This window comes from Sphingomonas sp. SFZ2018-12, assembly GCF_022496715.1.
GTDB lineage: Bacteria > Pseudomonadota > Alphaproteobacteria > Sphingomonadales > Sphingomonadaceae > Sphingomonas.
Genome location: NZ_WTFM01000007.1, coordinates 34,303 through 57,582, shown reverse-complemented (window position 1 = coordinate 57,582; position 23,280 = coordinate 34,303). Strand labels below are relative to the sequence as shown.

General features: G+C 69.2%; 28 protein-coding genes and 1 tRNA gene. 12 read left to right on the top strand and 17 right to left on the bottom strand.

Annotated features, from left to right (window positions below):
• Window positions 1-35: 35 nt before the first annotated feature.
• Window positions 36-734: a pirin family protein gene (locus GO308_RS17245; RefSeq protein ID WP_240886287.1), complete on the bottom strand. Its 699-nt coding sequence runs from the start codon at window positions 732-734 to the stop codon at window positions 36-38.
• 90 nt (window positions 735-824) lie between these two features.
• Between GO308_RS17245 and GO308_RS17240 the strand changes: the two genes are divergently transcribed.
• Both GO308_RS17240 and GO308_RS17235 read left to right on the top strand, forming a co-directional pair.
• Complete coding sequence (locus GO308_RS17240) at window positions 825-1,760, top strand: LysR family transcriptional regulator (RefSeq protein WP_066547108.1); 936 nt, start codon at window positions 825-827, stop codon at window positions 1,758-1,760.
• A gap of 136 nt (window positions 1,761-1,896) precedes the next feature.
• Window positions 1,897-2,604 carry a response regulator transcription factor gene (locus GO308_RS17235; RefSeq protein ID WP_066482152.1) on the top strand — a complete coding sequence of 236 codons (708 nt, stop codon included), beginning with the start codon at window positions 1,897-1,899 and terminating at the stop codon, window positions 2,602-2,604.
• Between the two features lie 381 nt (window positions 2,605-2,985).
• On the opposite strand, the gene GO308_RS17230 is transcribed toward GO308_RS17235, so the two are convergent.
• Window positions 2,986-4,155 (bottom strand): phosphatidylserine/phosphatidylglycerophosphate/cardiolipin synthase family protein, encoded by a 1,170-nt coding sequence (locus GO308_RS17230; protein WP_240886286.1) that lies wholly within the window; start codon window positions 4,153-4,155, stop codon window positions 2,986-2,988.
• Between the two features lie 137 nt (window positions 4,156-4,292).
• Between GO308_RS17230 and rpoZ the strand changes: the two genes are divergently transcribed.
• Window positions 4,293-4,637: a DNA-directed RNA polymerase subunit omega gene (gene rpoZ / locus GO308_RS17225; protein WP_066482264.1), complete on the top strand. Its 345-nt coding sequence runs from the start codon at window positions 4,293-4,295 to the stop codon at window positions 4,635-4,637.
• Window positions 4,638-4,902: 265 nt separating this feature from the next.
• Here the strand turns inward: rpoZ and GO308_RS17220 are convergent, their stop codons facing one another.
• Both GO308_RS17220 and GO308_RS17215 read right to left on the bottom strand, forming a co-directional pair.
• Window positions 4,903-5,586 (bottom strand): RlmE family RNA methyltransferase, encoded by a 684-nt coding sequence (locus tag GO308_RS17220; protein ID WP_240886285.1) that lies wholly within the window; start codon window positions 5,584-5,586, stop codon window positions 4,903-4,905.
• The gene (locus GO308_RS17215) at window positions 5,583-6,674 is read right to left on the bottom strand and encodes a Ppx/GppA phosphatase family protein (protein WP_066546998.1); all 1,092 of its coding nucleotides are present in this window, start codon (window positions 6,672-6,674) and stop codon (window positions 5,583-5,585) included. The genes GO308_RS17220 and GO308_RS17215 overlap by 4 nt, the downstream gene beginning before the upstream one ends.
• A gap of 157 nt (window positions 6,675-6,831) precedes the next feature.
• Between GO308_RS17215 and GO308_RS17210 the strand changes: the two genes are divergently transcribed.
• Window positions 6,832-6,905 (top strand) — tRNA-Gln (locus GO308_RS17210).
• Window positions 6,906-6,982: 77 nt separating this feature from the next.
• On the opposite strand, the gene GO308_RS17205 is transcribed toward GO308_RS17210, so the two are convergent.
• Window positions 6,983-7,204 carry a hypothetical protein gene (locus GO308_RS17205; protein WP_066482145.1) on the bottom strand — a complete coding sequence of 74 codons (222 nt, stop codon included), beginning with the start codon at window positions 7,202-7,204 and terminating at the stop codon, window positions 6,983-6,985.
• Between the two features lie 136 nt (window positions 7,205-7,340).
• Between GO308_RS17205 and GO308_RS17200 the strand changes: the two genes are divergently transcribed.
• From GO308_RS17200 to GO308_RS17175, 6 genes are all read left to right on the top strand, one after another.
• On the top strand, window positions 7,341-7,943 hold the full coding sequence (locus GO308_RS17200) for a hypothetical protein (RefSeq protein WP_240886284.1): 603 nt from the start codon (window positions 7,341-7,343) through the stop codon (window positions 7,941-7,943).
• A gap of 69 nt (window positions 7,944-8,012) precedes the next feature.
• Window positions 8,013-8,393, top strand: a complete 381-nt coding sequence (gene crcB / locus GO308_RS17195) for a fluoride efflux transporter CrcB (RefSeq protein WP_082731220.1) — start codon at window positions 8,013-8,015, stop codon at window positions 8,391-8,393.
• Entirely contained in the window at window positions 8,390-9,496 is a 1,107-nt protein-coding gene (locus tag GO308_RS17190) for an RluA family pseudouridine synthase (RefSeq protein WP_240886283.1), read from the top strand. The genes crcB and GO308_RS17190 overlap by 4 nt, the downstream gene beginning before the upstream one ends.
• Window positions 9,493-10,152, top strand: coding sequence for an HAD-IA family hydrolase (locus GO308_RS17185; protein ID WP_240886282.1), 660 nt, complete (start codon window positions 9,493-9,495; stop codon window positions 10,150-10,152). Before GO308_RS17190 ends, GO308_RS17185 begins: the two co-directional genes overlap by 4 nt.
• Window positions 10,149-10,373 carry a hypothetical protein gene (locus tag GO308_RS17180; protein ID WP_066482136.1) on the top strand — a complete coding sequence of 75 codons (225 nt, stop codon included), beginning with the start codon at window positions 10,149-10,151 and terminating at the stop codon, window positions 10,371-10,373. The genes GO308_RS17185 and GO308_RS17180 overlap by 4 nt, the downstream gene beginning before the upstream one ends.
• Window positions 10,370-11,071, top strand: a complete 702-nt coding sequence (locus tag GO308_RS17175) for an ATP12 family protein (protein WP_240886281.1) — start codon at window positions 10,370-10,372, stop codon at window positions 11,069-11,071. The genes GO308_RS17180 and GO308_RS17175 overlap by 4 nt, the downstream gene beginning before the upstream one ends.
• 114 nt (window positions 11,072-11,185) lie before the next feature.
• Here GO308_RS17175 and gmk read toward each other — a convergent pair whose 3' ends face one another.
• From gmk to fumC, 4 genes are all read right to left on the bottom strand, one after another.
• Entirely contained in the window at window positions 11,186-11,836 is a 651-nt protein-coding gene (gene gmk, locus GO308_RS17170) for a guanylate kinase (RefSeq protein WP_066482132.1), read from the bottom strand.
• A 159-nt stretch (window positions 11,837-11,995) separates the two neighbouring features.
• Window positions 11,996-12,193 carry a hypothetical protein gene (locus GO308_RS17165; RefSeq protein ID WP_240886280.1) on the bottom strand — a complete coding sequence of 66 codons (198 nt, stop codon included), beginning with the start codon at window positions 12,191-12,193 and terminating at the stop codon, window positions 11,996-11,998.
• The gene (locus tag GO308_RS17160) at window positions 12,190-12,402 is read right to left on the bottom strand and encodes a hypothetical protein (RefSeq protein ID WP_066482128.1); all 213 of its coding nucleotides are present in this window, start codon (window positions 12,400-12,402) and stop codon (window positions 12,190-12,192) included. The genes GO308_RS17165 and GO308_RS17160 overlap by 4 nt, the downstream gene beginning before the upstream one ends.
• 55 nt (window positions 12,403-12,457) lie before the next feature.
• Window positions 12,458-13,849, bottom strand: coding sequence for a class II fumarate hydratase (gene fumC, locus GO308_RS17155; protein WP_240886279.1), 1,392 nt, complete (start codon window positions 13,847-13,849; stop codon window positions 12,458-12,460).
• Between the two features lie 131 nt (window positions 13,850-13,980).
• Between fumC and GO308_RS17150 the strand changes: the two genes are divergently transcribed.
• The gene (locus GO308_RS17150; RefSeq protein WP_240886278.1) at window positions 13,981-15,429 is read left to right on the top strand and encodes an ABC transporter substrate-binding protein; all 1,449 of its coding nucleotides are present in this window, start codon (window positions 13,981-13,983) and stop codon (window positions 15,427-15,429) included.
• A gap of 5 nt (window positions 15,430-15,434) precedes the next feature.
• On the top strand, window positions 15,435-15,866 hold the full coding sequence (locus GO308_RS17145) for a DUF4112 domain-containing protein (protein WP_240886277.1): 432 nt from the start codon (window positions 15,435-15,437) through the stop codon (window positions 15,864-15,866).
• A gap of 27 nt (window positions 15,867-15,893) precedes the next feature.
• Here the strand turns inward: GO308_RS17145 and GO308_RS17140 are convergent, their stop codons facing one another.
• From GO308_RS17140 to GO308_RS17105, 8 genes are all read right to left on the bottom strand, one after another.
• On the bottom strand, window positions 15,894-16,583 hold the full coding sequence (locus GO308_RS17140) for a ribonuclease T2 (protein ID WP_082731221.1): 690 nt from the start codon (window positions 16,581-16,583) through the stop codon (window positions 15,894-15,896).
• A gap of 23 nt (window positions 16,584-16,606) precedes the next feature.
• Window positions 16,607-17,041, bottom strand: a complete 435-nt coding sequence (locus tag GO308_RS17135; protein WP_156437817.1) for a hypothetical protein — start codon at window positions 17,039-17,041, stop codon at window positions 16,607-16,609.
• 69 nt (window positions 17,042-17,110) lie between these two features.
• Complete coding sequence (nadC, locus tag GO308_RS17130) at window positions 17,111-17,956, bottom strand: carboxylating nicotinate-nucleotide diphosphorylase (RefSeq protein ID WP_240886276.1); 846 nt, start codon at window positions 17,954-17,956, stop codon at window positions 17,111-17,113.
• Entirely contained in the window at window positions 17,925-19,589 is a 1,665-nt protein-coding gene (locus GO308_RS17125) for a response regulator (RefSeq protein WP_240886275.1), read from the bottom strand. The genes nadC and GO308_RS17125 overlap by 32 nt, the downstream gene beginning before the upstream one ends.
• A 112-nt stretch (window positions 19,590-19,701) precedes the next feature.
• Window positions 19,702-20,712, bottom strand: a complete 1,011-nt coding sequence (gene nadA, locus GO308_RS17120) for a quinolinate synthase NadA (RefSeq protein ID WP_240886274.1) — start codon at window positions 20,710-20,712, stop codon at window positions 19,702-19,704.
• A gap of 54 nt (window positions 20,713-20,766) precedes the next feature.
• Window positions 20,767-21,546: a hypothetical protein gene (locus GO308_RS17115; RefSeq protein WP_240886273.1), complete on the bottom strand. Its 780-nt coding sequence runs from the start codon at window positions 21,544-21,546 to the stop codon at window positions 20,767-20,769.
• A 74-nt stretch (window positions 21,547-21,620) separates the two neighbouring features.
• The gene (locus GO308_RS17110) at window positions 21,621-22,328 is read right to left on the bottom strand and encodes a DUF4230 domain-containing protein (protein ID WP_066482108.1); all 708 of its coding nucleotides are present in this window, start codon (window positions 22,326-22,328) and stop codon (window positions 21,621-21,623) included.
• The gene (locus GO308_RS17105; RefSeq protein ID WP_066546961.1) at window positions 22,310-23,176 is read right to left on the bottom strand and encodes an MBL fold metallo-hydrolase; all 867 of its coding nucleotides are present in this window, start codon (window positions 23,174-23,176) and stop codon (window positions 22,310-22,312) included. Before GO308_RS17105 ends, GO308_RS17110 begins: the two co-directional genes overlap by 19 nt.
• Window positions 23,177-23,280 lie beyond the last annotated feature (104 nt).

The window sequence follows — 23,280 nt, the reverse complement described above, 5'->3', positions numbered from 1 at the left end:
TTGATGGGCCCGCCGCGCGGGCCGGTTCACGCAGTTTACCGGGCGTCGACCAAAACGATTTCGGCGTCCTCGATGGCGGTGATCGTCACCTTCTGGCCGCCCGACAGCGCGACGCCGTCGCGGGCGTTGGTCCGCACGCCGTCGATGTCGATCACTCCGGTGGCGGGGACCAGATAGGCGTGGCGGCCCGCGCCGACCTGATGGGTCACCTGGTCGCCCGCCTTCAGCGTTGCGCCAAGCACCCGCGCGTTGGCGCGAATGGGCAGCGCGTCGCCATCCTCGGCAAGGCCCGACGCCAGCGTCACGAAGCGGCCCGAGCGTTCGTCCTTCGGAAACGGCTTGGCGCCCCAGCTCGGCGAACCGCCGGGCGCATCGGGCTCGATCCAGATCTGAAAGATCCGGGTGGTCTCCGCTTCCAGATTATACTCCGCGTGGCGTACCCCGGTGCCCGCCGACATCACCTGGACATCTCCCGCCCCAGTGCGGCCCTGGTTGCCCATCGAATCCTGATGGGTGATCGCGCCCGAGCGGACATAGGTGATGATTTCCATGTCGCGATGGGGGTGGGGCGGAAAGCCGCTGTTGGCGGCGATTTCGTCATCGTTCCACACCCGGATCGCGCCCCAGCCCATGCGGGCGGGGTCATAATAGCTGGCGAACGAGAAGTGATGCCGTGCATTCAGCCAGCCATGGTCGGCATGGCCGAGGGTTTCAAAGGGTCTCTGGTCAATCATGGCGATTTCTCCATTGCGTGGTGCCTAGTTAGGGACCAGGATCGCGACGTAAATGGAAACGATCGAAACGCATCGTTTCAGGAGATGATGATGGCGCTGCCCGATTTCGAATCCTGGGCCATGTTCGCCAAGGTGGTGGAGCACCGTTCGTTCAGCGGCGCCGCGCAGGCACTGGGCGTTTCCAAGGCGACGATCTCCAAGGCGGTGTCGCGGCTGGAGACGCGGCTGGGCACGACGCTGTTCCACCGCACCTCGCGCAAGCTGACGCTGACCGACAATGGCCGCGATCTCGCCGAACGCGCGGCGCAGATCCTGGCGATGGGGGAGGCCGCCGAGGAAGCCGCCCGCGAATCCGCGACTGCGCCGAGCGGGCTGGTGCGGGTCGCCGCGCCCATGACCTTCGGCCTTCGCTATGTTGCGCCCGCGGTCGCCGACTTCCTTGTCGCCCATCCGGGAATCTCGATCGACCTCAGCCTGTCGGATGCGCGCATCGACATTGTCGAAGCGGGATTCGACATCGCGCTGCGCATCGCCGACCTGCCCGACAGCTCGCTGCGCGCACGCCGCCTCGCGCCGGTGACCACGCATATCGTCGCTTCCCCCGACTATCTCGACCGCAACGGGCGTCCCGCGCATCCCGCCGAGCTCGCCCGCCATGCCTGTATCGCCTATACCAACATCGCCAATCCCAGCGTCTGGCACTTCCGCCGCGGCACCGAGGAAGCCGCGGTGCGCCCGGCCGGACCGCTGCGCGCGGACAGTGGCGACGCGATGCTGCCGGCGCTGCGGGCGGGGCTCGGCATCGCGCGCCTGCCCGACTTCATCGTCGACGACGACCTGCGCCGCGGCACGCTCGAATCGATCCTGCCCGACTGGGCGGGCAGCGGCATCGCGCTCCATCTGCTCACGCCCCCCGGCACCCTGCGCCCGGCGCGGGTCGAACTGCTGATCGCCTTTTTCGCGCAGCGGTTCCGCCAGCTCTGCCTGAGCGCCAACACCGCATCGCCGATGCTGACGGATTCGTAACGACTCGTGGTTTCCAGCCAATTAGGACCAAATTAACCTTTTGCCTTCAAATCGGGTTAGGTTAATGCATGACCTTAATGCGTGGTCGGGGCCGTCGAACGGCGCCGGGCTCGTTTCACGGGGCAAGGGGACAACCATGCGTGTGTTGTTGATCGAGGACGAGCCGACCACCGCCAAGGCCATCGAGCTGATGCTCACCACCGAGGGCCTGAACGTCTATACGACCGATCTGGGCGAAGAGGGTTTGGACCTCGGCAAGCTCTATGATTACGACATTATCCTGCTCGACCTGAACCTGCCCGACATGCACGGCTATGACGTGCTAAAGAAGCTGCGGGTGGCGCGGGTGCAGACGCCGGTGCTGATCCTGTCGGGCATCAACGAAATGGATTCCAAGGTGCGATCGTTCGGCTTCGGCGCGGACGATTATGTCACCAAGCCGTTCCACCGCGAGGAACTCGTCGCCCGCATCCACGCGGTCGTCCGCCGGTCCAAGGGCCATTCGCAGTCGGTGATCCGCACCGGCAAGCTCGCGGTCAACCTGGACGCCAAGACGGTCGAAGTCGACGGCGCGCGCGTCCACCTGACCGGCAAGGAATATGCGATGCTCGAGCTGCTTTCGCTGCGCAAGGGCACCACGCTGACCAAGGAAATGTTCCTCAACCACCTGTATGGCGGGATGGACGAACCCGAGCTCAAGATCATCGACGTCTTCATCTGCAAGCTGCGCAAGAAGCTGAGCATGGCGACCGACGGCGAGAATTACATCGAGACGGTGTGGGGCCGCGGCTATGTGCTGCGCGACACCGACGAAGGCGTGGCCACCGACACCAAGGTCGCCTGAACCCGAAAATTTATCGGCCCTGTCGGGCCAGCGTGCGGGGCGCGGTTTCGGGGGGAACCGCGCCCCGGTTCGTCTGCGGCGCGGACCGGCCGCGGGCTGGCGCGCAATATTGTTGCGAAGTTGCGGGCTGTGCGAGGTTGTACGCCCATCCGTGCATCGGCCGGCGGGCGTGGATGCGACGGGGAAGCAATCGGGCATCGCGGCAGCCTAGGGCGACCGGCGGTGCAGGACAGCGCCGGCGGGCGGTGCGCGGTGTGGCTGCCGGTGCATCCGGATGCCGCGCGCGAGGTTGCAGGCGGGTGCGCGCCTGCCAGCGGTGCTGCCGGGCGCCGGATCAAGGCGGGCGTGCGGGTCAGGCGGGTGCGTGCCTGGGGCCCCGCATTATGGATCGCGCCGACCGATGTTGAGCCGCCGCGCCACGGTCGGGTCGAGCACGGCCATCACGAAATAGGCGGCGAGCTGCTTGACGCGCTCCAGCCACGATCCGCGTGCGGCCAGCCAGTCGGGTGTGATCGGCTCGGACATCGCGACTTCGCCGTCGACATAGGCGCGGACATGCGCCGCGAAGACGGGATCCTCGATCCGCAGCATCAGCTCGAGGTTGAGGAAGAGGCTGCGGATATCGAAATTGGCCGAGCCGATATGCACGACATCGTCGATCAGCAGCAGCTTGGTATGCAGTTTGGTCGGCAGATATTCGTGAATGGCGACGCCGCGGCGCACCAGCCCGCGATAGGTGAAGCGCGATGCCCAGATCGCCGGATAATTGTCGGTGACCGACGGCAGGACGATGCGCACGCGCGATCCGCGTGCCGCCGCGCGGCCCAGGCGGCGCAACATCGACGGGCTTGGCGCGAAATAGGCGGCGATCAAGTCGATGCGCCGCGCGTGGGTCAGTTCGCGGCGGACGACGCGCGCCCAGGGCGACAGGCGTCGCGTCGGCCCGCCCATCAGCCAGCGGGTGACGCCTTCGGGTTCGCTCCACGCGCGCAGCAGCCGGGTCAGCGCGCGCACGGGTGCGCGGGGACGCCGCGCCCAGCGTTGCAGCGCATCGAAATAGCCCGCCAGCCGCGCCGCCGCGTCGCCTTCGACCCACAGGCCCAGGTCGCGCCAGTTGAGGCCGGCCGCGGCGCCGAAATAATCCTCCCCGATGTTGAACCCGCCGATGATCGCGCGGCTGCGATCGGCGAGCGCGAGCTTCTGGTGATTGCGCAGCAGATAGCGGCGACCGAATTTGGGCAGGAAGCGGGTCAGGTCGACCCCGGCCTGTTCGAGCGGCGCAAAGAAGCCCGCGCGGTCGGCCGCCGCGCTGCCCAGCCCGTCGATGATCAGCGCGACCGCGACGCCGCGCCGGGCGGCGGCGGCAATCGCATCGCGGATGCGCGTCGCCACCGGATCGTCCTCAAAGATGTAATAGAGCAGGTCGAGCGAGGTCTGTGCCCCGTCGATCAGCCCCAGCAGCGCCGCCAGCCGCGCCTCGCCGGTTTCGAGCAGGCGCAGCCGGTTGCCCGCGACCGTGAAGACAGGATCGGGGCGCGCGGTGTCGTCCATGGCGATGCTGTGGGGTCGATCGGCCGGCGACGCAAGCGGAGGGTAGCGGGCGGCGCGCGGGGCATGACGTTGACATTGAGCGCCCGTCGATCTACCTGCTCGCCTTTCCCGAATTCCGTAAGCGAAGGAAGCGTGGCATGGCGCGCGTGACAGTCGAAGATTGCGTCGACAAGGTTCCCAACCGGTTCGATCTCGTCCTGCTGGCGGCGCAGCGCGCCCGGCAGATTTCGGGCGGTGCGGAGCTGACGATCGACCGCGATCGCGACAAGAACCCGGTGGTGGCGCTGCGCGAGATTGCCGAGGAAACGATCCGTCCCGACCATCTCGAGGAAGCGGTCGTCTCCAGCCTGCAGCGCGTCCAGGTCGATGACGAGGAAGCGCCCGACGATGTCGGCTCGCTCGCCGCGTCGGCGGAGGCGCTGCGCCTCACCGCGGCCGCGCCGCCGCGCAACCAGAATTTGGGTGGCGACTACGACGGTTGAGTCGCTGATTTAGGACGTCGCCCCGGCGCAGGGGCTCCCGCAAACCATTACTTTGCGGTGAACCGCGCAGGCCGGGACCGCTATCCACTGTAGCGCAACATTTGCCAGCGGCCCCGGCCTGCGCCGGGGCGACGCGTCTTGGCCATGCGCGCGGTGAGCCGTCACCCGACCTCGTGCCGGGGTGACGACAGCGGGGCGGTGGTGCGCGGGTGACGCTTTCTTCGGACGCACGCTTTGTGCGGGCAGCCCCTCGGCCGGGGCGATGCTAGCTGTCGCTTGCGGTCGACCGGCCCTTGAAGCCCTGGGCGATCACATACCATTCGGATGAATCCTTGCGGCTCGCCGGTGGCTTGGCGTGCTTGACGGTCGCGAAATTGCGCTTCAGCCCGGCGACGAGCGTGTTGTCCGCCCCGCCCGCCAGCACCTTGGCGACGAACGCGCCGCCGGGGCGCAGGACGTCGCAGGCGAAATCCGAACCCGCCTCGACCAGCGCCATGGTGCGCAGATGGTCGGTCTGGGGGTGGCCGACGGTGTTCGCCGCCATGTCGGACAGCACGATGTCGGCGGAGCCGCCCAGCGCCTCGACCAGCAGCTCGATCGCACGATCGGACAGGAAATCCATCTGCAGGATCGTCACGCCGTCGATCGGGTCGACGGGCAACAGGTCGATGCCGACGATCGCCGCCTGGGGTACCTGTTTGCGCACCACCTGTGCCCAGCCGCCCGGCGCGATGCCCAGGTCGACGACGCGACGCACGCCCTTCAGCAAGCCGAAGCGTTCGTCGAGCTCGATCAGCTTGTAGGCGGCGCGGCTGCGATAGCCCTCCGCCTTGGCGCGGCGGACATAGGGGTCGTTCAATTGGCGTTCCAGCCATCGCGTCGACTGGGCGCTGCGCCCGCGCGCGGTGCGCACCCGCTGATGGCCGGGGCGGCCGATGTTGCGGCTCACGCGGTGCCGCCCTGCATCAACCGGCGCAAAATGCCTTCGCGGATGCCGCGATCGGCGACGCCCAGCCGTTCGGCCGGCCACAGATCGAGGATCGATTCGAGGATGGCGCAGCCCGCGACGACCAGGTCGGCGCGCTCCTGGCCGATGCACGGGATGGCGGCGCGATCGTTGAGGTCGAGGCCGGCCAGCCGCGTGCTGATCGCGCGCATGGCATCGGCGCTCACGGTCAGCCCGTCGACCTGGGCGCGGTCATAGCTGGCGAGCGCCAGGTGGACGCTGGCCAGCGTCGTCACCGTGCCGCTGGTGCCGAGCATGCGCAGCGGCGGCCCGTCGGCGATCCCGCGCGCGTCGAGCCGCGCCGCAAAGGGCGCGAAGGCCGCGCTCGCCACTTCGCGCATCCGGCGATAGGCGGCCGCGCGGGCGGCGCCATCGGTGCCGTCGCCGCCACCATGCGCCTCCGTCAGCGACACGACGCCCCATGGCGCGCTGTGCCAGTCGAGCACGCGGAAGCGGTCGGCATGGCCGTCGATCAGCACCAGTTCGGTCGACCCGCCGCCGATGTCGAACACCAGCGCCGGGCCGTCGCCGGCTTCGAGCAGATTGTGGCAGCCCAGGACCGCAAGCCGCGCTTCTTCCTCCGCGCTGATGATGTCGAGCCGGATGCCGGTTTCCTCCTGCACCCGCGCGATGAAGGCCGCGCCATTGGCGGCGCGCCGGCATGCCTCGGTCGCGACCGAGCGGGCGAGCGTGACCTGGCGGCGGCGCAGCTTGTCGGCACAGATGCGCAAGGCCGCGATCGTCCGCTCGATCGCCGCATCGCTGAGCCGGCCGCTCGACGCCAGCCCCTCGCCCAGCCGGACGATGCGCGAAAAGGCGTCGACGACCGCGAAGCCCTCGCGCTGCGGCCGCGCGATCAGCAGCCGGCAATTGTTGGTGCCCAGATCCAGCGCGGCGTAGAGGCCGGGATGATGCCGCGGGGCGCGGGGTTCGGGCGGACGTGGTTCGGCGGTGCGTGGCCGCTGCTGGCCCCCGGGGTTACGGGGGCCCGGTCGCCGCGATGGCGGCAGATGGGCGGGACTTTCCCCCATTGCATACTCACTTCGGTTCTTCCGTCACAGCGAAGTCGCTGCTCGGCGCTTGGGACAAAGGCTATCGCAATGTCGACGCGCGGGCAAGCGGCGCCGCCACGGCCACATCGCCGCCCCCTTGACCCCTCCCGACGCGCGCTTTAGAGCCGCCCGCGATTGCCCCGTCGTCTAAAGGTAAGACCACGGACTCTGACTCCGTTAATTGAGGTTCGAATCCTCACGGGGCATCCAGCCACCTTTGCCAGCCGTCATTCAACGCCGGGCACCGAGAAAGGCCTGTATGCCTCGCGGCCACGCGCCGTGCGGGATCAGAAGATACCGCCGCCGAGGATCAGGCGCAGCGTGCCGATCACCAGCACGACGAGGTTGAGGTTGCGCCCGGAATTCGAGCTCGACAGCGCGCCGATACCCGCGCCGACCACCGCGAAGGGCAGGATTAGCCAGTTGGCCCAGCCGAGCAGCGGGAAGAACGCGACCGCGACCAAGGCGAGCGCGACGATGCCGATGAGAATCGAGATCAGGTTCAGCATGGCGGTTCCTCCGTACGGCCGACCCTTAGGGCTTGGCTGCGGGCGTTAACAGAAATTTTATCAATTAACTGTCTTTGCACAGACTTTCTTAACCTTCGCGACTCAAGGCTCGTGCGATGATGCAGGAGCTGTTTGGATGACGCATTCCCTTTTGCGCGCGACGGGCGCGGCGCTGCTCGTACTGGGGCTGGCCGCGTGCCAGTCCGAACCGGACAATGCGCTGGTCGCGCTCGACGATGCCCTGCTGGAAGGGGACAACCGCACCGCGGCGCCAGCCGCCGCCAATGCGACCGATACGGGAATCGTCGTCGACCCGCGCGTGGCCGGCGCGGCGACCGGCAATGCGCCGGCGGCGACGCCCGGCGCACTCGCGAAGGGACGAAAGAACGCCGCCGCCTGCGCGACCGAAGTCGACTATTCGCCGCAATGGGCCGAAAAGCTGCCCCGCGACCTGCCGATGACGCCCGATGCGCGGCTGATCGAGGCGGCGGGCAATGCCACGGGCGATTGCGCGCTGCGCGTCGTCAATTTCACGACCGCGCTGCCGGTGGAGAAGGCGATCGACTGGTATCAGGCGCGCGCGACCAAGGCGGGTTACAGTGCCGAGCGTCAGCGCGACGGCGCGCAGCACGTGCTGGGCGGCGTGCGCGAGCGCGACGGCGCGGCCTATGTCGTGTTTCTGAGCGCGCGGCGCGAAGGCGGCACCGAAATCGACCTGGTCGCCAATCGCGGGGTGTGAGCGCGTCGCGTCGCCGTCGCGGCGCGCGGCCATTTCCCTGAAGGCCGATCCGCGCTACGGCAACGCCAGATGCCTAATCTCGTTCTTGTAATGATCGGCGGCGCGATCGGGTCGGCCGCACGCTACCTGGTCGGCCGCGCCGCGCTCGCTTCGTTCGGGCCCGCGCTTCCGTGGGGGACGCTGATTGTCAATCTGGGCGGCGGGCTGGCGATGGGCGCGGTGGCGGCATGGCTGGCGCGCGGGCCGGCGACCGCGGGCGAGCCGGCACGGCTGCTGATCGCGGTCGGCGTGCTGGGCGGCTTCACCACCTTCTCGGCCTTTTCGCTCGACGTCGTGACCCTGATCGAGCGCGGCGCATGGGGACCGGCGATCGGCTATGCGCTGGTGTCGGTGGTGGGATCGGTGCTGGCGCTGTTCGCGGGCCTGTCGATCGTCAGGGGGCTGGCATGAGCGAGGGCGCGCGCGAGGTCCGCCAGTTCACCGTCGCCGCCGATGACGACGGCATCCGGCTCGACCGCTGGTTCAAGCGGCACCTGCCCGAAGCGAGCTTCAACACCGTGTCGCGCTGGGCGCGCACCGGCCAGTTGCGCGTCGACGGCGCGCGCGCGACGCCGGGCGACCGGCTGGCCGCGGGCCAGGTGCTGCGCGTGCCGCCCGCCGAGCCCGAAAAGCCCGACACCGCGGCGCGGGCCAAGCCGGCGCGCAAGCCGCTATCGGCCGAGGAGGTCGAGCTGGCGCAGGCGATGGTCATCCATCGCGACGCGCAGGCGATCGTGCTCAACAAGCCGCCGGGCCTCGCGACGCAGGGGGGCACCAAGACGACGTCGCATGTCGACGGGCTGCTCGACGCGCTGACCTTCGAGCTCGAGGCGCGGCCCAAGCTCGTCCACCGGCTGGACAAGGACACGTCGGGCGCGCTGCTGCTGGCGCGCACCGCGCGGGCGGCGGCGTTCTTCTCCAAGCATTTTTCGGGGCGCAGCGCGCGCAAGGTCTATTGGGCGCTGGTCGTCGGCGTGCCGCAGATCGAGGACGGCTATATCGACCTGCCGATCGCCAAGCAGCCGGGGACGGGCGGCGAGAAGATGCATGTCGACGAGGCGGAGGGGCAGGCGGCGCGCACCCGCTATCGCGTGATCGAACGCGCGGGCAACCGTGCCGCCTGGGTCGAGCTGCAGCCGCTGACCGGGCGCACCCACCAGTTGCGCGTGCACATGGCGGCGATCGGCCACCCGATCGTCGGCGACGGCAAATATGGCGGGCCGGAGGCGTTCCTGAGCGGGCGGATCAGCCGCAAGATGCACCTGCACGCACGCCGCATCCGCATCGACCATCCCGATGGTGGGCGGATCGACGTCACCGCCGGCTTGCCCGATCACATCGCCGAATCGATGGCGACGCTGGGCTTCGACGTGGCGCAGGGCGATGCGATGATGATCGACGACGCGCCCCCGCCGCCGAGCCGGGCGCAGCTGAAGGCCAAGGCGAAGGCGCATGCCAAGACGGTGCGCAAGGAACGGCGCGGCGAACGGCGCAGCCGGGGGAGCGGCGGATGACTCGACTGGTGGTCTTCGACTGCGACGGTACGCTGGTCGATGGCCAGGCGAACATCTGCATCGCGATGGAGCGGGCATATGACGGCGACGGCCTGACCCCGCCCGATCGCCACGCCATTCGTCGCATCGTCGGGCTGAGCGTGCAGGATGCCGTCGCGGTGCTGTCCCCCGCGCTCGACGCCGCCGCGCACCTGCGGCTCGCAGAGGCGTTCAAGGCCCATTTTCAGGCGCTGCGCACCTCCGCGCTGTTCCAGGCGGAACCGCTGTACGAGGGGATTCGCGAGCTGCTCGCCGGGCTGGCGTCGGCGGGCTGGGTGCTGGGGGTCGCGACGGGCAAGTCGGATCGCGGCCTGCGCCTCGTGCTCGAACATCACGGGCTCGCCGACCATTTCGTCACGCTGCAGACCGCCGACCGGCACCCGTCGAAGCCGCACCCCGCGATGATCCATGCCGCCATTGCCCAGGCGGACGCGACGCCCGAGACGACGATCATGATCGGCGACACCAGTTACGACATGGCGATGGCGGTCGCGGCGGGCGTGCATCCGGTCGGGGTCGACTGGGGCTATCACGACCGCGACGAGCTGGTCGCGGCCGGCGCGCGCTTTGTCGCCGATCACGCCCGCGACCTCACCCGTTATCTGGAGCACGCATGAGCAGCGACGACGAGGAACGGGCCCGCAACCGATACTTCACGCTGGTCGGCGTGCACCTGGCGGCGACGGCGGGCGCGGTGTTCGGGCTGGTCATCGTCGGCCGTGCCGCCGCGTTCGAGACGCGGTTGCTGGGCGCGGCGATCCTGCTCGCGGCGGTCTATGTCATGGCGGTCGTCCCGCGCAGCCTGGCGCGGCGGTGGCGCACGCCGCCGGGCGCATGAAGCGCTTCTGGCGATCGGTCACGGTCGCGGATGCCGGGGCGGGCTGGCAGGTGCGGCTCGACGACCGCACGGTCAACACGCCGGGGCGCGTGCCGCTGGCGCTGCCGACCGAACGACTGGCCGATGCGGTCGCGCGCGAATGGGACGCGGTCGGCGATCGGATCGATCCGGCCGCCATGCGGCTTACCGGCCTCGCCAACGCGGCGATCGACCGGATCGCGCCCTATCCCGACGGGTTCGCGGCGGGCATCGCGGCCTATGCGGCGAGCGACCTGCTCTGCTATCGCGCCGATGCGCCGCCGCCGCTGGTCGCGCGCCAGCAGGCGGTGTGGGACCCGCTGCTCGACTGGGCGCGCCGGCGTTACGACGTGCATTTCGTCGTCACCACCGGCGTGATGCATGTCGATCAGCCGGCCGCGACCCTGGTGCGGTTGAGCGATGCGGTTGCGGCGCGGCCGGCATTCGTGCTGGCGCCGCTGTCGTCGCTGGTGCGGCTGAGCGGATCGCTGGTGATCGGGCTGGCGCTCGCCGAGGGCGCGGTGGAGGCGGCGACCGGCTGGGCCGCGGCGCAGGTCGACGAGGACTGGCAGACTGAGCAATGGGGCGAAGACAGCCTGGCCGCCGAGGCGCGGGCGGGGCGGCGGATGGATTTTGATGCGGCGGTGCGGTTCCTGGCGCTGCTCGACGATCGGGGATGAGGCGCATTCGCCCTTCACCCCGACACGAGGCCGGGGTGAGGGCGATCTGGGTCAGTGCCAAAGCAAGGATGATTGCACCGCGGCCGGAGACCCATGTCTCACGACTTGGGCCGGTTACTTCATCAATTCGCGGATGAAGCCGATCAGGCCGGGCTGGCGCGACCGCTTCATGCGTTCGGTGACCAGGATCTGGCGGACCTTTTCAAAGCAGCGATCGACATCGTCGTTGACGAGCACATAGTCATAGCCGTCCCAATGGCTGACCTCGGCCGCGGCACGTGCCATGCGGGCATCGATGACCTCCGCGCTGTCGGTGGCGCGCGCGGTCAGCCGGCGGCGCAGCTCCGCCATCGACGGCGGCAGGATGAAGACGCGAACGACGTCGCCGCCCTTCAGCTGGAACAGCTGCTGCGCGCCCTGCCAGTCGATGTCGAACAGCACGTCCTGCCCGAGCGTGAGCATCGCTTCGACCTGCGCGCGCGGCGTGCCGTAGCGGTGGCCGAAGACATGCGCCCATTCCAGAAAGGCGTGTTCCGCCACCATCTGCTTGAAGCGGTCGGTCTCGATGAAATGATAATCCTGGCCGTCGACTTCGCCCGGCCGTATCGGGCGGGTCGTCGCGGACACCGACATGCCGAGTCCCGGTTCGGCGTCGAGGAGCTTGCGCGCGATCGTCGACTTGCCCGCGCCCGATGGCGAGGACAGGACGAACAGCACGCCGCGGCGATGAAAGCCGTGCGGATCGGGTTCGGGGACGAAAGCCATGCGCGCCCTTGCCGTGTGCAGGGGCCGCTCGTCAAGCTGCCAGCACGATGGGTCGCCCCGGGGCAGGCCGGGGCCTCCATCCACTGTCGCGCAACATTTGCCAGAGGCCCCGGCCTGCGCCGGGGCGACGTGGTGGTTCAGCCGGGGCGACCGCGCGGATCAGCCGCGTCGGCGCGCCTTGTGGCGGTCATACGCCTTTTTCGCGACATAGCCGCCGCCGATCACCATGCCCAGCGGCCCCATGCGGCGCAGCAACCCCGCCGCCGCCCAGCCCAGCGCCGCGCCCTTGACGCCCCCGCTGCCGTCGCGTCGATCGATCTCGCGTCCGACAAGCGCGCCGATCACATGCCTGATCATCCTTCGCCTCCGCCAAACAGCCGGTCGCCGGCCTGTCCGATGCCACGCAGCACCGCCCAGCCGACAAAATAGGTGACCGCGACCGGAATCGCCACCTTGAGGACGTTGGCAGTGACGGCGCCGATGATCGCGCCGTCGGCGACGCCGTCCTCGCCGCTCATCCCGTCGATCGCGCCGCCGATCAGCGCGCCAATGGTGGTTGCACCCAAAACCGGTCTCCTTGAATTGCTGGTCCCGCCGTCAACGCGCCAGCCGTCGGCGGGTTCAATTGCCGACCATCGTCTCGGGGCGCACCACGCGGTCGAAAGTCGCCGCGTCGACCAGGCCGAGCGTCAGCCCCGCCTCTTTGAGCGTCAGGCCATGCGCATGGGCATGCTTGGCGATCTTTGCCGCATTGTCATAGCCGATCTCGGGCGCGAGCGCGGTGACCAGCATCAGCGACCGGTCGCGCAGCTCGGCGATGCGCGCTTCGTTGGCGACGAGGCCGTCGACGCAGTGATCGGCGAAGCTGCGCATCCCGATCGCCAGCAGCTCGATCGAGCGCAGCACCGCCGCGCCGATCATCGGCTTGAACACATTGAGCTCGAGATGCCCCTGCATGCCGCCGACGGTCACCGCCTGATGATTGCCGATCACTTGCGCTGCGACCATCGTCAGCATTTCGCACTGGGTTGGATTGACCTTGCCCGGCATGATCGAGCTGCCGGGTTCGTTGGCGGGCAGGTCGATCTCGCCCAGCCCCGATCGCGGGCCCGAGCCGAGCAGCCGGATGTCGTTGGCGATCTTCGTCAGCGCGACCGCAAGGGTCGCGAGCGTCGATGACAGATGGACGAGCGGGTCGTTGGAGGCGAGTGCCTCGAACTTGTTGTCGGCGGTGCGGAAGGGCAGCCCGGTCAGCGCGGCGATTTCCGCCGCGACGGCGGTGTCGAAGCCCGGCGGCGCGTTGAGCCCCGTGCCGACCGCGGTGCCGCCCTGCGCCAGCGCGGTCATGCCGTGCATCACCGCCGGTTCGATCCGCGCGCGACAGCGATAGATCTGGTGGACATAGCCCGAAAACTCCTGCCCCAGCGTGACCGGGGTCGCATCCTGAAGGTGCGTGCGGCCGATCTTGATGAGGCCCGCCCACGCCTTCGCCTTCACATCGAGTGCGTCGTGCAGCCGGTCGAGTGCGGGCATCAGGTCGCGCGTCGCGGCGATCGCGGCGGCGATGTGGAGGGCGGTGGGAAAGCTGTCGTTCGACGACTGGCTCATGTTGACATGGTCGTTGGGGTGCACGGGTGACTTGCCCCCGCGCCTGCCGGTCAGCGCCTCGTTCGCGCGGCCGGCGATCACCTCGTTGACGTTCATGTTGCTCTGGGTCCCGCTGCCCGTCTGCCAGATGACCAGCGGGAACTGGTCGTCGAGCACCCCGTCCGCGACTTCGACGGCTGCCGCCTCGATCGCGTCGGCGACGGCGGGGCCGAGTCCGTGCGCACGGTTCACGCGTGCCGCCGCCTGCTTGATGCGGGCGAGCGCGTGGATGATGCCGATCGGCATGCGTTCGTGAGCAGGGAAGGGAAAATTGCCGATCGACCGCTGCGTCTGCGCGCCCCAATAGGCGTCGGCCGGAACCTCGATCGATCCGATCGAGTCGCTCTCGGTACGCGTCGCGCTCATGGCATTCTCCCGTGGCTGGCCCGCGCCCAAGCTGGGGTCGCGCGCCGGCTTCGCCAAGGCGCGGGCTTGCGATTGTTTGCCGCGCCGATCGCGTGTTGCCCGCGCGCGGCACGCGGCATAGGACGGCGGTCATGGCGCGCGCGATGCTCACCCTGCTGGTCCTGCTGATCACGGTCGGCTGCGAGCGCCGCCCCGACAATGTGCCGGTGGTGGTCAGCGTCGTCGGCGGGCGCGCCGGCCTGGTCGAACCGTCGCAGCGCGACATGACCGAGCCGCAGCGCGTCCTGGTCGGCGCGACCGCGCAGGGGCTGGTCCGCTTCGACGCCAATGGCCAGGTCGAGCCGGGGCTGGCCGAACGCTGGATCATGATCGACGACGGCACCAGCTACATCTTCCGGCTGGGCGAGGCGGAATGGGCCGACGGCAGCCGCGTGACGGCGGGCGACGTGGTCGCGGTGCTCAATCGCGCGATCGCCGAAGGATCGGCCAACCGGCTCCAGCCCTTCCTCGCCAACATCAACGAAGCGGTCGAAATGACGCCGCAGATCGTCGAGCTGCGCCTGAGGCGGCCGGTGCCCAATTTGTTGCAGCTGCTCGCCCAGCCCGAGCTGGCGATCATCCGCGCGCGCGGGCTGACCGGCAGCGGGCCGTTCCGCGTGGCCGAGCGCGAGGGCGGCAGCCTGGTGCTCAGCCCGGTGTTCGACCCGGTCGCCAATCCCGATGCGGCCGAGCCGCAGCCCGAGGACCTGGTGCGCCTGCGTGGCGAGCGCGCGGCGTTGGCGATCGCCCGCTTCGCCGCGCTCGCCTCCGACCTCGTGCTGGGCGGCAGCTATCTCGACTGGCCGCTGCTCGGCCTGGCCGAGCTGCCGCCGCGCAGCGTGCGCACCGATCCCGCCGCCGGGCTGTTCGGCTTTGCCGTCATCGGTCGCCAGGGTTTCCTGGCGTCCAGCACCGCGCGCGAGGCGGTGGCGATGGCGATCGACCGGCCGCGGCTGCTCGCCCAGTTCCGCCAGGACTGGGCCCCGGCGGAGGCGATCCTGCCCGAGCCGCTCGATTCCGCCGCGCCGCCCGCCGAGCCGAGCTGGCGGTCGCTCAATTACGACATCCGGCTGGCACTGGCGCGCACGCGGGTGAACAACTGGGCGGCCGACCAAGGCGCGCCGGCGATCCGCATCGCGCTGCCCGACGGGCCGGGCGCCAACCTGGTCTGGGGCGCGGTTGCCGCTGACCTGCGCGCGGCGGGGATGCGGCCCCAGCGGGTCGGGATGCGTGCCGCCGCCGACCTGATCCTGATCGACCTGGTTGCGCCGACCGACACCGCGCGCTGGTATCTGACATCGGCGTGCGTGCGCTGTGCCGACGACGCGGCGACGCTGATCGATGCGGCACGCGACGCGACGACGACCGATGCCAAGCGCCAGCGCCTGGCGGAAGCGGACGCGGCGCTGACTGCGGATGCCGCCTTCATCCCGATCGCGCGACCGCTGCGTTGGTCGCTGGTCGCGCCGCGGCTGCGCCAGTGGCAGGGCAATGCGCGCGGGTGGCATCCGTTGAATCGATTGCGCGCCGACCCCAATTAGAAGGTATGGCCAAACCCAACCCCGTCGACCCCGCTACCCTGGACCGCATCGCCGCCGCATTGCAGGTCGGCACCGACCCGGCATCGGTCCGCCGCCGGGTCGAGGCGATCGAGCGCGTGCTCGAACGCGCCTTCACCATCCCGGGCACGCAGCAGCAGTTCGGCCTCGACGCGCTGCTCAGCCTGATGCCCGTCGGCGGCAGCTTCATCGCCGCCGCGATGGGCAGCTATATCCTGTGGGAAGCGCGCAATCTGGGGCTCAGCCGGCTTCAGATGGCGCGGATGGCGGGCAATGTCGGTTTCGACTGGTTGCTGGGCCTGATCCCGGTCGTCGGCGCGGTGCCCGACCTGTTCTTTCGATCCAACAGCCGCAACCTGAAGATCATCCGCCGTCATCTGGACAAGCATCATCCGGCGACGGTCACGATCCAGGGCTAGCGCGCGTTCACTGACGCGCTGAACGGATCAGCGGCTGCGCCAGATGCGCAGCCGTCCGCCCGTTGGCTGGCGTTGGTGCGCGGGACAGGCGCGATAGCGAAAGCGCGTGTCGAGGCAGACCCACAGCTCGTCGAGCCACCCGCCTTTCGCGGTCGTCACCCGCATCATGTCGGCCCGCAGCCCCGGATTGGCGCGCGCGACCGCCGTGGCGAATTGCGCGACGGTCAGGTCGCGCCGCCGCGACAGCGCGTCCATGTCGGGATAGCGCAGCCGTGCGTAGAGCCGCGTCGCCCGCCCGAAATAGGCCGCCGCGCCACCGTCCATGCAGCTCCCATGTTTGGCCCATTCGTGCTGAAGCAGCTGGACCGAAGGGGTCGCGCACAGATTGGCGCGCACGACCGGCTCGCTTAGCAGCGGCACGGCCCGGCAATATTGCGGCCATACCCGGTCGCGACCGTCAGGCCACAGCCCGTGGAGCGTGAAGCCGAAGCGGTTGCCCGCGCCGCACTGGAACCGGTCGTTCCTGTCGCGTGCATTCTCGCGGCAATATTGCGGCGCCCAGCTGAGCGCGAGCGTGTAGCCGCCGATCGGGACGACCCGGCGCGGCGTCCGCGCATCGGGCCCGTCGGGGCGCGGACGCGGCAGATCGGCAGGGATCGCGCAGCGATAGGCCTGGGCCAGTGCGCTCCCCGGCGCAAGGAGCACGCATGCGGCCATCGCCGCGATCGCGGCGCGCCGGATCACGTCCGCGGCTCGACATCCGGCTGCGCGTCGGACGCGAACCAGGTGACAGTGTCGCGGCGGAACAGACACAGCAGCGACGCGACCGCGAATACCCATGAGATGATGTTGACCACGGTCGACGGCCCGAACACGAACATGTCGGACAGCGCGGTATTCAGGAACAGGCCGGCGCTGATGAAATACAGCACCGCCATCACCCAGCGCGCGGTGTTGTTGCCGCGCCGCGCGATCAGCAGCCACAGCAGGAACGACAGGCCGAGATTGATGACGATGCCGATGATCAGCAACGGCGTCGCCAGCGCGGCGATGTTGGGATCGGCGCTGAGCTGTTCGCGCACGGGACCCCAGGCCAGCAGCGTCGCCACGATGCCGAGCAGGACGCTGATCCAGAACAGGCGTTCGAACAGGATGATCGACTTGGGACGGGACACGCGCGACTCCCCATAGCGTGACGGTAACATGAATACTAACTTCACCGCGTTGCGCGGCAAGCCGCAAACCTAATTGAAGTCGAGTCCGATATCGGCGGCCGGCGCGGATTGGGTCAGCCGCCCGACGCTGACATAGGTGACGCCCGTTTCGGCGATCGCGCGGATCGTGTCCAGTCGTACCCCGCCCGATGCCTCGGTCGGCACGCGGCCCGCGACCAGGTCGACGGCGCGGCGCAGCGTCGCCAGGTCCATATTGTCGAGCAGCAGGTGGGTTGCGCCTGCATCGATCGCGGGCGCGATCTGTTCGGTCCGGTCGACCTCGACGATGATGCGTGTGATCCCCGCCGTGACGGCGCGGCGCACCGCCTCGCCCACCGATCCGGCGACGGCGACATGATTGTCCTTGATCATCGCGGCGTCCCACAGGCCCATGCGATGATTGGTCGCGCCGCCCATGCGGGTCGCATATTTCTCCAGCACGCGCAGCCCCGGCAGCGTCTTGCGCGTGTCGAGCAGGGTCGCGCCCGTGCCCGCGATCGCATCGACATAGGCGCGCGCCAGCGTCGCGACGCCCGACAGATGCTGGACGGTGTTGAGCGCGCTGCGTTCGGCGGTCAGCATCGCGCGCGCATTGCCCGACAGGCGCATCAGGTGCGTGCCGGCCGGAACCGCATCGCCGTCGGCGACCAGGCGCGTGATCGCCATGTCGGGCTGGATCGCTCGGAAGAACGCCTCAGCGAGTTCAAGTCCCGCGACGACGATCGCGTCGCGGCTGGACATCACGCCGTCGAAGCGCGCGTCGGCGGGAATGACCGCGGCCGACGTGATGTCGCCGATCGCGCCCAGATCCTCGGCCAGCGTCGCGGCGACGAACGCGTCGCGGTCAAACCCCGCCAGAGTCATCGATGCTTTCATGCTGCGTCCCCAGTCCGCGAACCGCGCCCTGATAGGCAAGTTGCGCCAGATCGCCAGCCTGAAACGGCTTGCGCAGCAAATGGGTGTCGGCATCCATCACCGCGTCCAGCGCGGCGCTGTCCGAAAACCCGCTGACCAGGATGATCGGCAGGTTCGGTGCGGTCTGGCGCACCCGGCGCACCACCTCGGCCCCGTTCATCTCGGGCATCGCGAAGTCGACGACCATCAGCGCCGGGTCGCTGTCGCGCAGCGCGGCCAGCCCCGGTGCGCCGCCGTCAAAGGCTTCGACCCGATAGCCAAGCTGGTCGAGCGTGTCCGCGATCACCTGGCGCACGCCATCATCGTCGTCGATCACCATCACCCGCACATCGTCGTGCGGCGCGCGCGGCGCGGGTGTCTCGCTGGCGAGGTTGAGGCTCGGGACGTCAAGCAGTTCGGTCTCCTGGTCGCGCCGCAGCAGGATGGTGACGGTCGTGCCCTGTCCAGGCCGGGTGTCGATGTGAAGCGCACCGCCCGACTGCTTGGCGACGCCATAGACCATGCTGAGGCCCAGGCCCGTGCCCTTGCCGACCCCTTTGGTCGTGAAGAACGGGTCGAGCGCGCGCCGTGCGACTTCGGGAACCATGCCCGAGCCCTGATCGGTGACGCGGATCGCCACATATTCGCCCGGCTCGACCCCGGGTGCCTCGCCGAATCGGATCCGGGTACGCTGGGTCGAAATGGCCAGCGTGCCGCCGTCGGGCATCGCGTCGCGCGAATTGATCGCGAGATTGAGGATCGCGAGCTCGAGCTGGGTACGATCCGCCAGCACCGTGCTTTCCTGACCCTCCAGCCGGGTTTCCAGCCGGATCGTCGGCGTCAGGCTGCGCTGGATCAGATCATGCATGCCGCCGATCAGCGCGTTCACCTCGACCGGGCGCAGCTCCATCCGCTGGACGCGCGAAAAGGCGAGCAGCTGGTGAGTCAGACGGGCGCCCCGCTCGACCGCACCGATCGCGTTCTGCGTCCAGCGCTTGACCGCGTCGAGCCGGTCCGGCTGCTGGCGGATGAGCTCCAGATTACCGGCGACCGCCTGAAGCAAATTATTGAAGTCATGCGCGATTCCGCCAGTCAGCTGGCCGATCGCGTCGATCTTCTGCGCCTGGACCAGAGCCTCTTCGGCGCGTTCGCGCTCGCCGATCTGTGCCTTGAGCTCGGCAAGCGCCGTGTCGCGCTGCTCGACCATGCTGGCCAGCTCCTGGTTGGCCAATCGCAGCTGCTGGGACGAGGGGATGGCGAGCAGCCGGGGGATGAGCATCCACAACAGGATGGCGGTCGGCACCGATGCCGCCGCGGTCACCAGCTTGATCAGCGCTTCCAGCCCGTAATCGCCGTGCCACAGGTTCCAGATCGCGATCAGATGCGATGTCCCGCAGGCGAGAATGAACATTGCGAACAGCCAGAAGATCGCGCCGAACTGAAGGTCGCGGCGGCGCCGGACGAAGCTGACCAGGGCGACGGGGATCGAGAAATAGGACGCCGCGATCAGACCGTCGGAGATGACATGGGTCCAGACCAGTTCCGGCTGCCACAACAGGCAGTAGCCGTGCGGCGCGAATTCGCCGGCTAACAGTCGGTCGACATAATTCTGCATGGCTTGTCCCCAGCCCCATCAGGCCCAAGCGGCCCCCGGCGCCAGCATCACATGGGTCGGGACAACAAGCTAGAAGCTAATTCAAAACATGAGCTTAACGTAGTCGAAGCCGTCAGTCGCCGCTGATCCTGACCGGCCCCAGGTCACCGAGCCCGACCGTGCCGCTGGCCATGGCCAGCATCCGGTCGAGCGAGGTCTTGGCCTTGAGGCGCAGCTCTTCCTCGATCTCGATCCGCGGCTCGAGGTCGCGCAGCGCGACATAGAGCTTCTCGATCGTGTTGAGCGCCATGTACGGACAGATGTTGCAGTTGCAGTTGCCGTCGGCACCCGGCGCGCCGATGAAGGTCTTTTCCGGCACCGCCTTTTCCATCTGGTGGATGATGTGCGGTTCGGTGGCGACGATCAGCGTGTCGCCGGGCATCGTCTTGGCGTAGTCCAGAATGCCGCTGGTCGATCCGACATAATCGGCGTGATCCAGGATGTGGGCCGGGCATTCCGGGTGCGCGGCGACGGGCGCGCCGGGGTGCTGCGCCTTCAGCTTCAGCAGCTCGGTTTCGCTGAACGCTTCGTGGACGATGCACACCCCCGGCCACAACAGCATGTCGCGCCCCGTCTTGCGCTTCAGGTAGCCGCCGAGATGCTTGTCGGGGCCGAAGATGATCTTCTGCTCCGGCGGGATCTGGCTCAGGATCTTTTCCGCCGATGAACTGGTGACGATCACGTCCGACAGCGCCTTCACCGCGGCCGAGCAGTTGATGTAGGTGAGCGCGATGTGATCGGGATGCTGGGCGCGAAACGCCGCAAACTGTTCGGGCGGGCAACTGTCCTCAAGGCTGCAGCCGGCGTCCATGTCGGGCAGCACCACGATCTTCTGCGGGCTCAGAATCTTGGCGGTTTCCGCCATGAAGCGCACGCCGCAAAATGCAATGACGTCGGCGTCGGTCTCCGCCGCGCGGCGCGACAGTTCCAGGCTGTCGCCGACGAAATCGGCGATGTCCTGCAATTCGGGACGCTGGTAGTAATGCGCCAGGATGACGGCGTTGCGCTCACGCCGCAGTCGGTCGATCTCCGCCAGCAGGTCGAGCCCGCCCAGCGATCCGCCCATGCCGTTGCGTGCGTCCATGTCCCGTACCCCGCATTGCCAGAACGGCCCACATGGCCGCCCGGCGCGCGCTAATCAAGGGCGCGCGGGCGGAGGGGGGGCAAAGGCGAGCGGGGCGGCCGACGCGCCGGGATGCCCGGCGGTGACGGCTGCGAAGATCGCGTCGCCGACCGGGCTGCGCACGATCAGCTCGCCGACCCCCAGCGTGCCGAGCAGCACCGCCACGCTCCACCACCATGCCGGGTGCACCCGTCCCTCGACCCGCCGGTCGCGGATCATGCCCGCGATCGGGAAGACGAGCGCGACCAGCGCCGCGATCTGGAATGCCCAGGGGATCATCAGCGGCATCGGCAGCATGCGCCCGAAGCCCGGCCCCAGGATCATCGTCATCGCCCCCAGGTGCAGCCGCGCGTGCCAGTCGGTACGGCGGCGGTTGACGATCGCGGCTGCGGTGAGCCCGGCAAAGGCGAAGATCGTCATCGGATTGACGATCAGGAAATATTGCGGCTGGAAGAAGAAGGGCGTGAGACCCGCGCGCGTCTTCACGATGATGACGCCAACCCCCGCAATCAGCATCGCGATCACCCATCCCGCGCCGATCCAGCCGAGCGCGCGATGCAGCGCGATCGATCCGCGCGACGCGAGCAGCGTCTGGGTGACGAGCAGCGCGACCCAGCCGAAGAAGATCATGCCATGTGCGTGGGTGAGCATGGGCGCGTCGAAGCTCGAGCGCCCGGCGAGATATTGCGTGGCGAACCCCGCCACCAGCACCAGCGCCATCAGCAGCGCCATCGTGACGAAGAAGCGCGCGTCGCGCGGTACGGCGACCGGTGACGCGGAGAAGGCTGTGGCCATGTTGCATCCCCCCGAATGACTGCGCGCGCCTATAGCGCAATCGCGGGCCGGGCGACAGTCGTCCGCGTGCGCGCTCAGCGCGCCTGGCGGTCGGCCAGCACCTGCTGGATCGATCGCGTCACGTCCCAGCGTTCGTCGTCGCCGGGCACAGGTTCGTCGGGAAAGAACGCCTCGACACGCGCATCGACGCCGGCGGCGCGCAGCGGCAGGGCAAAGCTGCGCTCGACCGCGCGGCGGGTGGCATCGCGCGCCAGCTTCATCGGCACTGGCTCGCCCGCCTGGCGAACCAGTTCCGCTTGGCCGGCGCGACGATTGGCGGCATCGAGCCGCGCCTCCGCATCGGTGATCGCCAGCAGGATGCCGCCGCCGTCATATTCGCGGATCTGGGTCAGGTCGATCTGCGGGCCGACGATGGCCACAGGGGGCAGGCGCACCCGCATCGTCCGCGTCGGCGCGTCCCAGGCGATGTCGTCGGGGCCGAGCTCGGCCATGTCGATCTCGTACCGGACCAGCCCCGGCAGGATCAGCGTGCGTTCGGCGGACAGGCCCAGCCGGGTCTGGCGCGACGTCACCACCGCGACATAGCGCGCGGCAAAGGCCGACAGCCGGTTCTGTTCGCGCAGCCCCTGCAGGCTGGCGCTGGCGATCGTCACCGGATCGGGATCGAGCCGCTGCTCGACGCTTCGCCCGACCAGCCAGACCGCAGCTGCGCCGGCCAGCGCGATCAGGACCAGCAGGCCGGCGGCGCCGACCAGCGCGCGGCTTACGCGACCCCCCGCCATCGATCCTCCTGTCCGACCACCAACCCGCGATTTTCCAGGTCGATCAGGTGGGCGAGCACCGATCGCCCCGCCGCGCCGTGCAGCCGGGGGTCGAGTCCGGCATACATCTGCGCCACCATGTCCGGGATGGCGCGGGGCGCGTCGCGCAACAGGCGCAGGATCTGGCCCTCGCGCTGCTTGCGGTGCCCGATCATGCCGCGCACCAGCCGCTGCGGCCGGTCGATCGCGTCGCCATGCGCGGGGTAATAGATGCGGTCGTCGCGCGTCATCAGCCGCTCCAGGCTGGCCATGTAGGCCGCCATGTCGCCGTCCGGCGGCGAGACGACGCTGGTCGACCACGCCATGACGTGATCGCCGGTGAACAGCGCGCCGCTTTCGATCAGCGCGTAGCAGAGATGGTTGGATGTGTGCCCCGGCGTCGCGACCGCGCGCAGCGTCCAGCCGTCGCCCGCCACCTCCTCGCCATCCGCCAGGACGCGATCCGGCGCATAGGCCGGGTCGAACGCGGCGTCGGCGCGCGGCCCGGCATCGTCGAGCGACAGCGGTGCGCAGCCGACGATGGCGGCCCCGGTCCGCGCGCGCAGCGGGGCGGCGGCGGGGCTGTGGTCGCGGTGGGTGTGGGTGCACAGGATGGCCGCGATCCGGCGCGAACCCGCCGCCGCCACGATCGCGTCGACGTGCGCGGCGTCGTCAGGACCCGGATCGATCACCGCGACGTCGGCGGCACCGGTCGCGCCGACGACATAGGTCTGGGTACCCCAATAGGTGTAGGGTGACGGATTGGGCGCCAGCACGCGCGCGACCAGCGGCTCGACCTGCACCGCGATGCCAAAGGGGGGCTCGCTCATATCAATGGAGATGGCCGTTCGGCCGGCGGCTGGCAAGGGCGCGCCGCGCGCCGCGCGCGCGAAAAAGGACGGGGCCGGCTCCGCGCACGAAGGAAGATGGAGCC